Raw genomic sequence first — 14,771 nt, forward strand, 5'->3', positions numbered from 1 at the left:
CGCCCGCGTTCTGGAGGAGATTCTGCGCGACGCGCCGGCGGCGGATGCTGCGGCTCGGCGTGTCGCGCGAAATCTCCTCCGCAAGGGAACACGCGGGGCGGGCGAGCTGCCGCCCGATCAGGGCGTGCGGGGCGGGCGAGCTGCCGCCCGATCAGGGCGTGCGGGGCGGGCGAGCCGCCGCCCGATCAGGGACGCGGGTAGCGCAAGCGCTCCAGGAGGCGCGCGATCGTCGGGTTGCGCGAGGAGTCGGGCCGCGCGAGCACGAGCGCACGCAGCGGCTCGGGTTCCGGCTCGAGCCGGCGCACCGTCAAGTCGAAGCGGGAGAGGCTGGCACTGTCAGGGTCCGGGAGAATCGCCCGCGCGACGCCCGCCTCGATGAGCGGGATGCACGTCTGGATAGTCTCGACCGTGCGGATGGATGCGGGAGTCACCCCATGTTTCTCGAACGTAGCCTCGACGGCCTCCGGGAGGCTCGGCACCGCCGCCGTGCGGCGCGGGAGCAGCACGACCTCGCCCTCGAAGGCGGTGAGGGGAAGCGGATCTGCCGCATCTTTCACGTCGGGGGGAAGGGCCGCCACGAGGGGGATCGGCCCCCAGTCGATGATGTCGAGCGAGCCGCGGTGGCGATCGGCGAAGCGCGTGGCATCCGCGACCATGATCGCCGCGAGGTCGACGGAGCGGTGCTGCAGCATGTCGATCGCCGTCCACGGCGGGGGGTCCACGAAGCGGATCTCCACGTCGGGCGCATCGCGAGCCGAGGCGCGGATGAGCGTCGGCAGGCGATGCCACGCGAGGGTCGGGACGACCGCCATCGTGAGGGAGCCGCTCGTGCCGGCGCCGAAGCGGCCAAGGGCTGAGACGATGTCGTCGATCTCACCCAGGACGCGACTCGAAGCATCCAGCAGGTAGCGTCCTGCACTCGTCGGCTCGACCCCCCGCGACGTTCGGGTGAGGAGGGTGACGCCCAGCTCGGACTCCAGGTTGGCGATCGCGACGCTGAGGGGCGGTTGGGAGATGTGCAGGCGTGCGGCGGCGGCCGTGAAGGAGCCTGCCTCGACGACGGTGGTGAAGTAGCGGAGATGGCGAAGCTCCATGCTTCAGAAGCATAGCCCGCGGGCTGCCATAGCTTGGGCCTATGGCTGCTACAGCAAACCGGTAGTACCCGGAAGGAACGAGCGAATGACAGGCTGGGGCCGACCACCGAACGACCTGGAGCACCGATGCTGCCGAAGACCAACTTCACCCCGCCCTTCACCCTCACCCGCGCCAGCCACGTCAGCCTCGGCGTGACCGACCTGGAGGCAAGCCGCGACTTCTACCGCGACACGATCGGCCTCGTCGTCACGGAGGAGACCGACAACGCCATCTACCTGCGCGGGCTCGAGGAGTCGGCGCACCACAGTCTTGTGCTGGAGCGTTCCGACGAGGCGAAGGCCCACCGCGTGGGACTCCGCGTGCGCACCGACGACGACATCGTCGCCGCCGAGAGGCACTTCAAGGCCGCCGGCATCGAGCACGAGCGGGTCGAGAAGCACGAGCAGGGTCCTACGCTCCAGTTCACCGACGCGGTCGGCACGCACATGGAGCTCACGTCGTCAATGAGCCTCGTCGAGCGCAAGATGCAGAACTTCGACGAGTTCGTCGCGGGCGCGCCCCAGCGGCTCGACCACTACCAGTGCGTCACCTACGACGTGCAGGCCGCGACGGACTTCTGGACCGCGCTCGGCATGCGCATCTCCGAGTACACCGCGAAGGACGGCACCGACGAGCTCTGGGGCACCTGGATGGAGGTCAAGGGCAACACTCACGACCTCGTCTTCACCAACGGCCGCGGGCCGCGCCTGCACCACTTCGCCTACACGGTTCCGGATGCCACGGCTCTCCTTCACGCCGCCGACGTGGCGGGCGCCACGGGCTTCGGCCAGGAGATCGATCGTGGCCCGGGCCGTCACGGCATCAGCAACGCCCTCTTCCTCTACCTGCGCGACCCCGACCAGCACCGCATCGAGCTCTTCACCACGCACTACCAGTTCATCGACCTGGAGGAGGTGCCGATCCGCTGGGATGTGAGCAACCCCAAACGTGCGCAGCTGTGGGGGATGCCGGCATCCAACCGCTGGTTCTTCGAGGCGAGCGAGTTCCCGGGCGAGACTGTGAACGAACCGCTCCTCAAGGCCAACCCCGAAACGCTCGAGCAGTTCCTCGGCGTGCATTAGGAAGTGAGAATGAACAGCAACGGATCCATCCTGACGCCGGAACTCCGGGCGAAGCTTGAGCAGGCACCCACCGCGGCGCTCTCCGCCCAGCTTCGCAAGCACGGGCTCAACGAGGTCTCGATTGACGGCGTGTGCCCCATGCACCCGGGCGAGAAGCTCATCGGCACCGCCAAGACCTTGCGGTTCATCCCCTACCGGGAGGACCTCTTCGAGAAGCACGGCGGCGGATACAACGCCCAGAAGCGGGCCTTCGACAGCGTCGGCGAGGGCGAGGTCATCGTGATCGAGGCGCGCGGCGAGACCGGCTCGGCGACCCTCGGCGACATCCTCGCAATCCGCGCGCACGCGCGGGGAGCCGCCGGCATCGTCACCGACGGCGGGGTGCGCGACTACGACGCCGTCGCGGCGGTCGGCATTCCCGTCTACTCGAAAGGCGCCCACCCGGCCGTGCTGGGCCGACGCCACATCCCGTGGGAGGCGGATGTCACGGTCGCCTGCGGTGGCGCGAGCATCCAGCCCGGCGACATTCTGGTCGGCGACGTCGACGGTGTCATCGTGATCCCGCCCGGGATCGCCGAGGAGGTTGTCGACGGCGCTCTCGCTCAGGAGGAGCAGGACGCCTGGATCGCGGCGCGCATCGCGGAGGGCGAACCCATCGAAGGTCTCTTTCCCATGAACGCGCAGTGGCGCGAGCGCTTCGAGGCGGAGCGGCAGAAGTGAGGGCCCTCGACGACCAGACGATCACGGAGATCGCCGACGAGCTTGCGGCGGCCGAGCGGGATCGCACGACCGTGCCCCTGCTGACCGCCCGCCACCCCGGTATGACGGTCGAGGACTCCTACGCGGTGCAGAACGAGTGGCGGCGCCGCGGTGTGGAACAGGGCCGCCGCCTCGTCGGCCGCAAGATCGGCCTCACCTCCAAGGTCATGCAGGTCGCGACGGGCATCACGGAGCCCGACTACGGCGCGATCTTCGCCGACGCCGTCTTCGAGAACGGTGCGGTGATCGAGCACGACCGCTTCTCTAACGTGCGCATCGAGGTGGAGCTCGCCTTCACGCTCGCGAAGCCCCTCGAGGGGCCGGATGTCACGGTCTTCGACGTGCTCGATGCGACGGCGTATGTCGTGCCGGCCCTCGAGATCCTCTCGTCGCGCATCGAGCTTCCCGGCCGTACCATCGTCGACACCATCAGCGACAACGCGGCCTTCGGCGGTCTTGTCTACGGCGGAAACCCCGTCGCGGTCGACGCGATCGACCTGCGCTGGGTCTCCGCCCTGCTCTACCGCAACGAGACGATCGAGGAGTCGGGCGTCGCCGCGGCGGTGCTCAATCACCCCGCGACGGGCGTCGCGTGGCTCGCCAACAAGCTCGCCCAGCACGGGGACCGCCTGGAGACGGGGGAGATCATCCTCGCCGGATCCTTCACCCGACCCATGTGGGTCGAGCCAGGCGACACCGTGCTCGCCGACTACCGGGAACTGGGGACCATCACGTGTCGCTTCATCTGAATCCGACCCTGCGGGAGGCGCTCACCACGAGCACGCGTCCGCTCGCCGGCATCTGGATCTGCACGGGGAGCCCCCTCGTCGCCGAGATCATCGCGGGCTCCGGCACTGACTGGGTGCTGATCGACATGGAGCACGGCCCCAACGATCTGGGCGCGACGGTGGCGCAGTTGCAGGCCGTGGCGGCATATCCGGTCACGCCCGTCGTGCGCGTGCCCTCCGCCGATCCCGTCGGGATCAAGCAGGTGCTCGATCTCGGCGCCCAGAACATCCTCGTGCCCATGGTCTCGTCCTCCGAGCAGGCGGCCGAGGTCGTGCGGGCCGTGCACTATCCGCCCCGCGGCATCCGCGGTGTGGGGTCGGCACTCGCCCGCTCCGCGCGCTGGAACCGTGTCGATGACTACCTCACCGCGGCTGATCAGCACGTCTCGCTCTTTGTGCAGGTCGAGACGATCGAGGGCGTGGAGGCGGCCGCCGAGATCGCCGCGACTGACGGCATCGACGGCGTCTTCGTGGGGCCGAGCGACCTCGCGGCATCCATGGGCCTGCTCGGCCAGCAGACGCATCCGGATGTCACGGCCGCCGTGCTTCGGGCGTTCGAGGCCGTGCATGCCGCGGGCAAGCCCGTCGGCGTCAACGCCTTCGACCCCGTGGTCGCACAGTCATACCTCGAGGCGGGGGCCGATTTCATCCTCGTCGGCGCCGACGTCGCCCTGCTCGCGCGGGGCTCGGAGGCTCTCGCGGCCCGCTTCAGTGCGAGCAGGGACGAGTCTGACCGTGCCTCCTACTGAGATCGAACCGGGCGGCAGGGCCGCAACCGAGGCCGAGCTGCTCGCAGGGGTGCCCGACGGGCTCTTCATCGGCGGCCAGTGGAGGCCCTCGTCGTCGGGCGCCACACTCGACGTCTCCGACCCCGCAACGGGGACGGTGCTGCGGAGCATCGCCGACGCGACCCCCGAGGACGGCATGCAGGCGCTCGACGCCGCTGTTTCGGCGGCCGAGGAGTGGGCCGAGACTGCGCCGCGAGTGCGCGGCCAGGTGCTGCGCGACGTCTTCGACCTGCTGCAGGAGCGACGGCACGAGGTCGCCCTGCTGATGACGCTCGAGATGGGCAAGCCGCTTGCGGATGCCGCGGCCGAGGTCGCGTACGGGGGCGAGTTCCTGCGCTGGTTCAGCGAGGAGGCGGTCCGCATCTCGGGTCGCTACGGGTCCAATCCGCAGGGTTCGGGGCACATGGTCGTCTCGCACCGGCCCGTCGGCCCCTGCTACCTCATCACGCCGTGGAACTTCCCCCTCGCCATGACGACGCGCAAGATCGCGCCCGCTCTGGCGGCGGGATGCACGGCGGTGCTCAAGCCGGCCGAGCTCACGCCACTGACATCCCTCTATGTGGCGGCGCTTTTCGAGGAAGCGGGCCTGCCGGCGGGCGTGCTCAATGTCATCACGACGTCGCAGTCGCGCGCCGTGAGCGAGCCGATCATCGCCGACCCGCGCCTGCGCAAGCTCAGCTTCACGGGGTCCACTCCCGTGGGGCGCACACTCATGACGCAGGCGGCGCAGAACGTGCTGCGCACCTCCATGGAGTTGGGCGGCAACGCCCCCTTCATCGTCTTCGACGACGCCGACCTCGACAAGGCGGTCGCGGGGGCGCTCGCGGCGAAGTTCCGCAACGGGGGCCAGGCCTGCACGGCAGCCAACCGCTTCATCGTGCACTCCTCGGTCGCCGGAGAGTTCGCAGCGCGTCTGGCGGCCCGCGTCGAGGCGCTGCGCATCGGCCGCGGCACCGACGACGGGGTGGACATCGGCCCGCTCATCAACGAGCAGGCGGTCGACAAGGTCCATGAGCTGGTGCGCGACGCCGTCGCTCGCGGCGCCGACCTCGTGACAGGCGGAGAGCGCATCGACGGCGCGGGCAGCTTCTACCGCCCCACCGTCGTCTCGCGCGTGCCCGCGGAAAGCGAGATCCTGCGGGAGGAGATCTTCGGCCCCGTCGTGTCGATCGTCGAGTTCGAGACCGAGGAGGAGGCGGTGCGACTCGCCAACGACACCGAGTACGGACTCGCGAGCTATGTGTTCACCGAGAGCCTCTCCCGCGGCCAGCGGATGATCGCGAAGCTGGAGACCGGGATGATGGGCCTCAATGCGGGCTCCATCTCGGATGCGGCGGCGCCCTTCGGCGGCGTCAAGCAGTCGGGTCTCGGCCGCGAGGGCGGCAGCGAGGGCATCCACGAGTACCTTTCGACCAAGTACACGCTCATCCCCCGCTGAAAGACGACATGCCGACCACACGCTTCACCGTCACCGGAACCACAATGCTCACCCCGACCATGGTGCGCGTGCACCTGAGCACCGACGACCTCTCCGGCTTCGCCGACAGCCGTTTCGCGGACCGCTACGTCAAGCTCGTCTTCCCCAAGCCGGGCGTCGAACTGCCCGAGCAGCTCGACGTGCGCAGTCTCCGCGGCACCATGCCCCCCGAAGACCTGCCCGTCGTGCGCACCTACACGGCGCTCAATCCGGATGTCGAGGCCGGCACGATGGATATCGACTTCGTCGTGCACGGCGACGAGGGCGTTGCGGGGCCGTGGGCCGCGCGTGCCCAGGCGGGCGACACGCTCATCGCCAACGGGCCGGGTGGCGCGTACACTCCCGACCCCACCGCCGACTGGCACTTGCTCGTGGGCGATGAATCGGCGGTGCCTGCCATCTCCGCCGCACTGCAGGCGATGCATCCGGATGCCACGGCGCAGGTCGTCATCCTCGTCGACTCTGCGGACCACGAGCCCAAGCTCACGCTGCCCGCCGGCGGCTCCGTCACCTTCGTGCACCGCGCGAAGGGCGGCTCTCTCGAGTCGGTTGTGCGCGGGCTCGAGTGGCTCGACGGACGCGTGCACGCCTTCGTGCACGGCGAGGCTGAGGAGACCATGAAGGGGTTGCGGCCGTACCTGCGCACGGAGCGTGGGCTCGGACGCGAGCAGCTCAGCATCTCGGGCTACTGGCGCCGCGGCACGAGCGAGGACGGCTTCCGCGAATGGAAGGCCAAGCTCGCCAGCGAGGAGGGCGAGGAGACGCCGTCCCGCAGGGGGCGACCCGGCAGCTAACCCGGCTGCGGCACCGCCGCGAGGGAGCGCTCATAGCGAACCTCGTTGGCGAGGTCGAAGCGCATCCACGTCTCCGGCTCGAGGAAGAAGTCGTGGTCGAACCAGCCCTCGCGGCGCCGCCAGTGCAGGGTGATCTCCCGGTGCGGCAGCTCGTCCTGGTCGAAGCGCTGCCCGCTGCCGTTGCGCAGCGCATCCGCCAGCACGACGAGGTCGAGACGGGTGCGCATGACAAGAGTGCGGCCGATCCGGCGACGGATGCGCGCCCACTCCTCCTCAGGGCGCGGCAGGGCGGGGGTGTGCATGAGCACGAGCACGCGGATGCGTTGCCCCCGCGCCGCCGTCGACAGCGCCACACTGCCCCCGTGGCTGTGGGCGAAGACGGTGTCGAGCAGGCCCACGTCGTGGGTTTCGAGCCACTGCACGAGATCATCCGTGCCCTCGGCGCGTGAGCGCGCGTCGTAGCCGCTCGCCCAACGGAAGTAGTTGTCGCCCTGATAGAGCTCGGGCGCAGCCTCGGCCGTCAGGTGCGCGTAGAGCGGGGATCCGGGCTCATGCCAGCGTTCCTCCGTGAGGCGCGCCCACGTGCCGTGCACCGCGATGCTCGTGTCGCCGCCGGCCACGCTCACAGCGGCGGGGGCGCTCACCCGCACCTCGTCGTCAGCGCGGCCCGCGGCGGCACGGGCGACCCGGGCGGTGAGGGAGTCGGACGCGCGACATCCGTCGTCGAGGATGCGCGCCGCGGCCTCGCCCGCCTCTCCCGGGAGTCCCGCCAATGCGGCGGCCGCCGCCACCCGCTGCAGCTCACTCTCACTCGACAGTGACACCGTGAGCAGGGCGAGCAGGGCATCCGGATCATGACTTTCGCGAAACCGCTGCCACAGCGCGGCCTCCACCTCACGTGAAGCTCGGGTGTCCCGGGTCGGCCACCCGAGACCGAGCTGCTGGGTGAACGCGATAGCGCGCTCGTCGGGCGACTCCGTCTCGAGCGGAGCCGCCGGGGCGGGAATGCCCATGAGCTTGGCGTCCTCGGTGACCTCCGCCGCCCGTGGCCGTTCCGGCGCGAGCACGGACGCGGCCAGCAGGGCCGCAGAGCGCTCGACCGCGGCATCCGAATCGTCCCGCTCGAAGGCGGCATCCGCATTGGGAGCCTGCCCGCCGCCGTCGGACTGCCACTCCTCGGGCGGTTGCTGCTCGCTCATCGCTGCCTCTCGCTCGGGGTCGTGCCTTCGACGATGCGTCCGGCCGGCGCCCGACGCAAGGGGGGCGCCGCAGCGTATGCGCTCCCCCGCCCCGTCCCCGTCACCGCCCCCCGTCACCGCACCGCCCCCGTTACCGCCCCCCGTCACCGCCCCCCGTCACAACAGCGCGGTGTTTTCTGCTCAGTGCGGCGCCTCAGAATCGCGCGGTGAGCAGAAAACACCGCGCTGTTGGGAAGCGGCGGCCGGGCACGCAGCGGCCGGGCACGCGGCGGCCGGGCGCGCGGCGGCCGGGCGCGCAGCGGCCGGGCGAGCAGCGGATGCTACGGGGCGAACGCCGCGTAGAAGAGCGACCAGGCACGGCGCGCGACCTCGGCACGGGCATCCGGCAGCGTGCGCGACAGCTCGCCCGCGAGCATCGAGATCGCGAGCAGCACATCATCGACTGCGATGTGCCCACCGATTCGCCCCGCCGTCTGCTCCCGTTCCACGACCCTCGCGACGAGTCCACGTACGCGGTCGCCGAGGCGCTGCGTGCGCTCGTCGTCCTGGTGCGCGGCGATGAGCTCGATGAGGGCGGTGGAGGTGAGCGCCTGCGCGATCATGCGGTCGAGGAGGTCGTCGAGCGTGGCATCCGGATGCGGCATCGCCCGCTCGAGCTCGCTCACGTTGTCGTCGAATACGGCGACGGCGAGCGCCAGCCGATCGGGAAAGTGTCGGTAGAGGCTGCCCTGGCCCACCCCGGCGCGGCGGGCGATGGCGCTGAGCGGGGCGCGCAGGCCGTCCTGCGCGAAGACCTCGCGGGCTGCGGCGATGAGGGCGCGGCGGTTCTCCGGGCCCGCGCTGGGGCCGCGATTCCCTTTCGGCGCCGTCGTCACGGTGCTAGCGTAGCGCTACCGGACAATGATGTCCGGATACCCGCGAGCGAAAGGCCTCCCATGGCACAGACCCACCTCACCGGCGACTCCTCGGTCGGCACCTGGCTCGACGACCCGATTGGCGGCGCCATCTTCCGCGAGCTCCTCAGCCAGGCAGGGCAGGACGCGAGCGTGCTCAAACCCGTCCGCCGCCTTGCGCTCAAGCGGCTCGTGAAGCTCAGCAAGGGGCGCTTCAGCGAGGAGCTGCTCGCCGAGCTCGTGCGCCGCGCTGCCGAGGGTGACGTGGCGACGGATGCCGCGGCATCCGCCCCCTCGACCGAGCAGGGTGTCACGGCCGATGACGCCGAGTCGACGACACCCCCCGAGGCGCCCGAGTGGGTCGAGCGGGTGAGCGAGGGACGCTTCAGCGGCAAGACCGTCGTCGTGACGGGCGCGGGCTCCGGCATCGGACGCGCCACAGCATCCCGAGTGGCCCGCGAGCGCGGTCGTGTCATCGCCGTCGACATCTCGGAGGAGCGGCTCGCGGAGTTTGCCGCAGAGCTGCCCAATGCCGACATCGCGACTGTGACAGCCGACATCACGGACGACGCCGGCATCACGCGAATCATCGAGGCGGCGGGCGGGCAGATCGACGCCCTCGCCAACGTCGCCGGGATCATGGACAACATGACGCCCGTGCACGAGGTCGATGACGCGACCTGGAAGCGCGTCTTCGCGATCAACGTCGACGGCACCATGAAGCTCATGCGCGCCGTCGTGCCCGGCATGCTGGCGCGCGCCCAGGGCTCGATCGTGAACGTCGCGTCCGAGGCCGCCCTCCGCGGTTCGGCTGCCGGAGCTGCCTACACCGCCTCGAAGCACGCCGTCGTGGGGCTCACCAAGTCGAGCGCGTTCATGTATGGCCCGGGCGGCCTTCGCATCAACGCCGTCGCCCCCGGTCCCGTCATCACCAACATCGAGGCGCGCTTCGACTCGACTCTCGGCGCGGAACGGGTGCGTGCCGGGATGGCGATCATGCCCGACGCCGTCGAGGGGGATGCGCTCGCGGCATCCATAACGTTCCTCCTGAGCGACGATGGCGTCAACATCAACGGCCAGGTGCTCGCGAGCGACGGTGGCTGGTCGGCGGCGTAATCTCGCGCGGGCAGCGCCTTGCCCTCCTCCGCCATCGAGTTGCCCACTTATGCGCTTCAGCCGCGCCTGAACGCCGCATAAGTGGGCAACTCGGCGTTCACAGGCCGCGCTCGGGCCCTCTGCCTGAAGGTGTCTAGATCGAGGGCTTCGACAACACGGTGGAGGCGGATGACGTCAGTTCGGTCGACGACTCCGGGGAACGCAACGCTGTCGAGGGCGGCTGAGCTCAGCCGACCCCGTCGGGCTCAGTGTCCGCTCGCGCGTGGAGTTCCTGCTCCGGGCCGTGCTTCTGCCACGGCCAGCGGCCGCTGATCTCGAGCTCGAGCGACCAGCTCAGGAACGTTCGGATGACGACGATGACGGCGAGGGATCCGACGCTCTCGATCGTGAACGAGACGGTGACAGTGCGCACGATGTCCGCCGCGACGAGAAGCTCGAGCCCGAGCAGGATCGAGCGCCCCAGGAAGCGCCGAAAGCGTTCATAGACGCGCTCCTCCCTGCGCAGCAGATGCCTCAGCGCGAGCACGGACGCGAGCACGGCGCCCACCACGATGACGGCGACCCCCGCGCTCTCGACGATGCGCACCGCGACTTCGATGACCGTGTGAAAGTCCACGCGGCCTCCTTCCTCAGTACCGGCCCCACGCTATGCCGCAGGGCGAGGCCGCGACAGGGGAGCATCCTTCATAGGGAACGCATAGGAGCGGGCGAGGGGGCTCATAAACGGTCTCCATAGCGTGCCGAGGTACCCATTCACCGACCTCGGGAGACCCATGTTCTTCACGTATCTGCGGCGCGAGCTCGCCGGCCGACGGCGGCAGACCGCCATCGTCGCCGCCGGCATGGCGCTCGCCATCGCCCTCGTCATCATCGTCAACGCGATCGCCGCGGGAGTGAAGGATGCGCAGGGCTCTGTGCTCGAATCCGTCTACGGTGTCGGCACTGACATCACGGTCGCGGCGACGCCCGCCACTCCGGAAGAGGGCGGCGCGGCGGGCGGCCCCCGCTTCGAGTTCGGCGCGGAGGACGGCGCCACCGCCGACGGATCCACCTCGCTCAGCCAGTCGCGCCTGACGGCGGGCTTCGGCACCTCCACCTTCGACGCGGCAGCGCTCGAGACGATCGCGGGCGTCGACAACGTCGCCGCCGCGGCGGGCACCCTCTCGCTGACCAACACGACGTTCTCGGGCGAGATCCCCGACATGTCCCAGGCGCAGGGCGGCGGCCCCGCAGGCGGCGGCACGCCCCCGCAGGGTGGGGCGGATGGCGCGGGCGGCAGCGCCTTCGGTGTGGACTCGTTCACCGTGCTCGGGCTCGACCCCGCCAGTTCGGCCGTCGGCCCCCTCTCCGCGGTGACGCTGGAAGACGGGCGGGGACTCGACGCGGAAGACGCGGGCCAGTATGTCGCGGTGCTCGACAGCACCTATGCGGCGAGCGCCGCGCTCGCCGTCGGTGACACGATCGCGATCGGTGGGAGCGACTTCGAGGTCGTCGGGGTCGTGGCATCCACCTCGGCCGACGCCACGACGGCGTCGAACGTCTACATCCCGCTCGACGTGGCCCAGACGCTCTCGGGCGAGGAAGGGATGATCTCGAGCGTGGCCGTGCAGGCGGCCTCATCCTCCGACATCGAGCAGGTGCAGGCCGACATCGAGGCAGCCCTGCCCGACACGACCGTCAGCACGCAGGAGGACCTCGCCGCGAGCGTCTCCGGCTCGCTGTCGACCGCCTCGAGTCTCGTCGCCAACCTCGGCACCTGGCTCTCGGTCGCCGTGCTCGCCGCTGCCTTCCTCATCGCGACGCTCTTCACCGTGTCGGGCGTCACGCGCCGCACCCGCGAGTTCGGCACGCTCAAGGCGATCGGCTGGAGCAACCGTCGCATCGTCGCCCAGGTTTCGGGCGAGTCGCTCGTGCAGGGACTCATCGGCGGCGCGGCGGGCATCGCGCTCGGCCTTGTGGGTGTTCTGATCGTGAATCTGGTCGGCCCCACGCTGACGGGTGAAGCGGCGACCACGACCGCGGCTGGCCCGGGCGGAACGGGCGGAGGGCCCGGCTTCGGAATGCAGGAGGCGGCAGCATCCGCCACCGAGATCGTGCTGAACGCCCCCATCACCCCCCTCGTCATCGGAATCGCGGTCGCGCTGGCCGTGCTCGGCGGACTGCTCGCCGGAGCGATCGGTGGATGGCGCGCCGCCCGCCTGCGCCCCGCAGAAGCCCTGCGCAGCATCGCCTGACCCGCACTCAAGGAGAAGAGAACGTGTACGAACTCACCAACATCAGCAAGTCCTACCGGCAGGGCAAGCGCACGGTCGACGCCCTGCGAGGCGTGACCCTCAGCATCCCAAAGGGGCAACTGGTCGCCATCCAGGGCCCCACGGGCGGCGGCAAGTCGACCCTGCTGCAGATGCTCGGCGCCCTCGACCGGCCAAGCGGTGGCACCGTCACCCTCGGCGACAAGCAGCTCGCCTCCCTCGGCGACCGAGCGCTCGCCCGCGTGCGGGCCACCGAGATCGGTTTCGTCTTCCAGGGCTTCAACCTCATCCCGACGCTCACGGCGCAGGAGAACGTGGAGACGGCGCTCGCCCCGCTCGGTGTCGCCGCGGCCGAGAGGAAGCGGCGGGCATCCGAAGTCCTCGCGTCGGTAGGGCTCGGCGACCGAGGAGACCACCTGCCCGCTGAGCTCTCGGGCGGGCAGCAGCAGCGCGTCGCGATCGCACGCGCCCTCGTCAAGGATCCGGAGGTGCTGCTCGCCGACGAACCGACCGGCGCGCTCGACGAGGGCACCCGCGACGACATCCTCGACCTGCTCGAAGGGCTGTGGAAAGAAAAGGGACTGACGGTGGTGCTGGTGACCCACGACTCGGCTGTCGCAAAGCGCGCCGAGCGTCGCCTCTACATCAAGGGAGGCACCGTCAGGGAGGGGTGACTCCCCTCCCCACTCGGGGCGCCCGCCGTTCCCCCGCGGCGGGCGCCCCCTTCTGTGCGGGGCGAGAATGGGAGGCATGGCAGACATCGTCGGCGAGGTGCGAGCAGCGGTGACGGATGCCACGGCTCGCCTCGCAGCATCCACAGTGCCCGACGAGGCCCTCGCCGAGTTCACGCCCGAGCGTCGCCGCTTCGGCATCGCGCTCGGCCCGCGGATGACGCCTCTCGGGCGGGCCTGGCGGCTCGGCGTCTTCCTGATCGACCGGGAGGGCACGCTCTATGCCGCCGGCCACTCGACCCGTGCGATCGAGCCGGGTCGCTCCAACTACCAGTCCGTGTCGGGCGAGGAACGCCGGGCGCAGCGGCTGGCGGCACACCGCGGGCGGTTCCGCGAGGGCGAGACCGTCAACTTCGACGCGAGGGTGATCGAGCTCTCCGAGGAGGCGCTGGCTGAGGCATCCGGCCCCCTGTTCCTGGCTGATGGTCGGGCCCTCGTGCGCTGGACCCCGACGGCGGATGCCGCGACCGCAATCGAGTTCGTGCCCTACCTGCGCGAACGGCTCGAGTTGTTGCTCGACCCGCCCGCGGGCGCCTGACGCGGGCCTAAAGTAGTTAGCAATGCAAAATAATCGCATCTGGTCGCGTGACTTCACGCTCGCCCTCGTCATCAACTTCGCCCTCGCGAGCGTCTTCTACCTGCTCATGACGACCATGGCGCTCTACGCCGTCGAACGCTTCGGGGCCGGCGACAGCCTTGCGGGGCTCGCGGCGGGAGCCTACGTGCTGGGGGCCGTCGTGGCGCGCCTGCTCGCCTCCAAGTACCTCGACTTTGTGGGCCGCAAGCGCATGATCGTGATCTGCCTCTCCGCCTTCGTCGTGCTCTCCCTGCTCTACCTCGTCACGACGAGCCTCGCGGGCCTCATCGTGCTGCGCCTCGTGCACGGCATGGCGTTCGGGGCGGCGAGCACGGCGGTCGCGTCATCCGCCATCAGCCTCGTGCCCACCGCCAAACGGGGCGAGGGCACCGGATACTTCTCGATCTCGGCGACCCTCGCGGTGGGCGTCGGGCCGCTCATCGGCACCCTGCTCATCGAAGGGGTCGGCTTCGAGGGTCTCTTCTGGGCGAGCACGATCGCGTCGATCCTCGGGCTCGCGGCCGCCCTCGCCCTGCGGCCGCCGGAGCGGGAGCTCAGCGAGGAGGAGGTCGCCACCAAGTGGCGCATCCGCCCCTCCGACCTGCTGGAGGCGCGCGCGATGCCGATCGCGACGATCGTCTTTCTCGCCTGCTTCGCCTACTCCGGCGCCCTGGCCTTCTACCTCAACTATGCGGATGCCACGGGCAGCACGAGCGAGGCCGCCGCCTTCTTCACCACCTACTCGATCGCGGTCTTCGTGGTGCGCCTTGTGGCGGGACGCGTGCAGGATCGCTTCGGCGACAACGCCGTGTTCTACCCGACCCTCGGGATCTTCGCGGTCGGGCTCGTCGTGCTCTCCCTGCCGCCCTCGCTGCCGCTCGCGATCGCGGGCGGCGCGCTCGTCGCGGTCGGCTTCGGCACGATCATGCCCGGCGGCCAGGCGGCAGCCGTCTCGTCGACCTCGCCCGCGCGGGTCGCGGTCGCGACATCCACCTTCTTCATCTCGGCCGACTCGGCGATCGGCGTCGGCCCCATCGTGCTGGGCGCGCTGCTGCACTTCACGGGCTACGACGGTATGTACCTCGTGCTCGCGGGGCTCGTGGTCGTGACGATCGGGGTGTACGCGCTCACGCACGGGCGGGCGCGGGCGGGTGCGGCGACGCGGATGTCGTAGACCACGC

At 70.3% G+C, this 14,771-nt stretch carries 14 protein-coding genes and 1 pseudogene; 11 read left to right on the forward strand and 4 right to left on the reverse strand.

The genetic code is table 11. From position 1 onward, the window contains the following. Window positions 1-185 precede the first annotated feature (185 nt). Window positions 186-1,094, reverse strand: a complete 909-nt coding sequence (locus tag OH146_RS07790) for a LysR family transcriptional regulator (protein ID WP_265159156.1) — start codon at window positions 1,092-1,094, stop codon at window positions 186-188. Window positions 1,095-1,220: 126 nt separating this feature from the next. On the opposite strand from OH146_RS07790, the gene hpaD reads away from it, so the two are divergent. From hpaD to OH146_RS07820, 6 genes and pseudogenes are all read left to right on the forward strand, one after another. Next, window positions 1,221-2,216: a 3,4-dihydroxyphenylacetate 2,3-dioxygenase gene (gene hpaD, locus OH146_RS07795; RefSeq protein WP_265159158.1), complete on the forward strand. Its 996-nt coding sequence runs from the start codon at window positions 1,221-1,223 to the stop codon at window positions 2,214-2,216. Between the two features lie 27 nt (window positions 2,217-2,243). Beyond that, a pseudogene (locus OH146_RS07800) lies at window positions 2,244-2,936 on the forward strand (RraA family protein); the annotation flags it as partial. After that, window positions 2,933-3,724, forward strand: coding sequence for a 2-oxo-hept-4-ene-1,7-dioate hydratase (hpaH, locus tag OH146_RS07805; protein WP_265159160.1), 792 nt, complete (start codon window positions 2,933-2,935; stop codon window positions 3,722-3,724). The pseudogene OH146_RS07800 and the gene hpaH, both read left to right, overlap by 4 nt. Then, the gene (locus OH146_RS07810) at window positions 3,709-4,512 is read left to right on the forward strand and encodes an HpcH/HpaI aldolase family protein (RefSeq protein WP_265159162.1); all 804 of its coding nucleotides are present in this window, start codon (window positions 3,709-3,711) and stop codon (window positions 4,510-4,512) included. Before hpaH ends, OH146_RS07810 begins: the two co-directional genes overlap by 16 nt. Beyond that, a complete protein-coding gene (locus OH146_RS07815) occupies window positions 4,499-5,989 on the forward strand; it encodes an NAD-dependent succinate-semialdehyde dehydrogenase (protein ID WP_265159164.1) in 1,491 nt (496 codons plus the stop codon). The genes OH146_RS07810 and OH146_RS07815 overlap by 14 nt, the downstream gene beginning before the upstream one ends. Window positions 5,990-5,997: 8 nt before the next feature. After that, window positions 5,998-6,822 (forward strand): siderophore-interacting protein, encoded by an 825-nt coding sequence (locus OH146_RS07820; RefSeq protein ID WP_265159166.1) that lies wholly within the window; start codon window positions 5,998-6,000, stop codon window positions 6,820-6,822. Here OH146_RS07820 and OH146_RS07825 read toward each other — a convergent pair. Next, the gene (locus OH146_RS07825) at window positions 6,819-8,021 is read right to left on the reverse strand and encodes an alpha/beta hydrolase (protein WP_265159168.1); all 1,203 of its coding nucleotides are present in this window, start codon (window positions 8,019-8,021) and stop codon (window positions 6,819-6,821) included. The genes OH146_RS07820 and OH146_RS07825 overlap by 4 nt on opposite strands. A gap of 320 nt (window positions 8,022-8,341) precedes the next feature. Then, window positions 8,342-8,896 carry a TetR/AcrR family transcriptional regulator gene (locus tag OH146_RS07830; RefSeq protein WP_265159170.1) on the reverse strand — a complete coding sequence of 185 codons (555 nt, stop codon included), beginning with the start codon at window positions 8,894-8,896 and terminating at the stop codon, window positions 8,342-8,344. A 60-nt stretch (window positions 8,897-8,956) separates the two neighbouring features. On the opposite strand from OH146_RS07830, the gene OH146_RS07835 reads away from it, so the two are divergent. Continuing rightward, window positions 8,957-10,030, forward strand: coding sequence for an SDR family NAD(P)-dependent oxidoreductase (locus tag OH146_RS07835; protein WP_265159172.1), 1,074 nt, complete (start codon window positions 8,957-8,959; stop codon window positions 10,028-10,030). Window positions 10,031-10,256: 226 nt separating this feature from the next. Here the strand turns inward: OH146_RS07835 and OH146_RS07840 are convergent, their stop codons facing one another. Then, a complete protein-coding gene (locus tag OH146_RS07840; RefSeq protein ID WP_265159174.1) occupies window positions 10,257-10,646 on the reverse strand; it encodes a DUF1622 domain-containing protein in 390 nt (129 codons plus the stop codon). Window positions 10,647-10,803: 157 nt separating this feature from the next. Here OH146_RS07840 and OH146_RS07845 point away from each other — a divergent pair, with 157 nt between their 5' ends. The 4 genes from OH146_RS07845 to OH146_RS07860 all read left to right on the forward strand — a co-directional run bounded on the left by OH146_RS07845 (window position 10,804) and on the right by OH146_RS07860 (window position 14,764). After that, window positions 10,804-12,264 (forward strand): ABC transporter permease, encoded by a 1,461-nt coding sequence (locus tag OH146_RS07845; RefSeq protein ID WP_265159176.1) that lies wholly within the window; start codon window positions 10,804-10,806, stop codon window positions 12,262-12,264. Window positions 12,265-12,287: 23 nt separating this feature from the next. Beyond that, window positions 12,288-12,956 carry an ABC transporter ATP-binding protein gene (locus tag OH146_RS07850; protein WP_265159178.1) on the forward strand — a complete coding sequence of 223 codons (669 nt, stop codon included), beginning with the start codon at window positions 12,288-12,290 and terminating at the stop codon, window positions 12,954-12,956. 76 nt (window positions 12,957-13,032) lie between these two features. Then, complete coding sequence (locus tag OH146_RS07855; protein WP_265159180.1) at window positions 13,033-13,551, forward strand: hypothetical protein; 519 nt, start codon at window positions 13,033-13,035, stop codon at window positions 13,549-13,551. A gap of 22 nt (window positions 13,552-13,573) precedes the next feature. Next, the gene (locus OH146_RS07860) at window positions 13,574-14,764 is read left to right on the forward strand and encodes an MFS transporter (protein ID WP_265159182.1); all 1,191 of its coding nucleotides are present in this window, start codon (window positions 13,574-13,576) and stop codon (window positions 14,762-14,764) included. The last annotated feature ends 7 nt before the right edge of the window (window positions 14,765-14,771 follow it).

Origin of the sequence: Homoserinimonas sedimenticola, assembly GCF_026094475.1 — a bacterium.
GTDB classification, from domain to species: Bacteria; Actinomycetota; Actinomycetes; order Actinomycetales; family Microbacteriaceae; genus Homoserinimonas; species Homoserinimonas sedimenticola.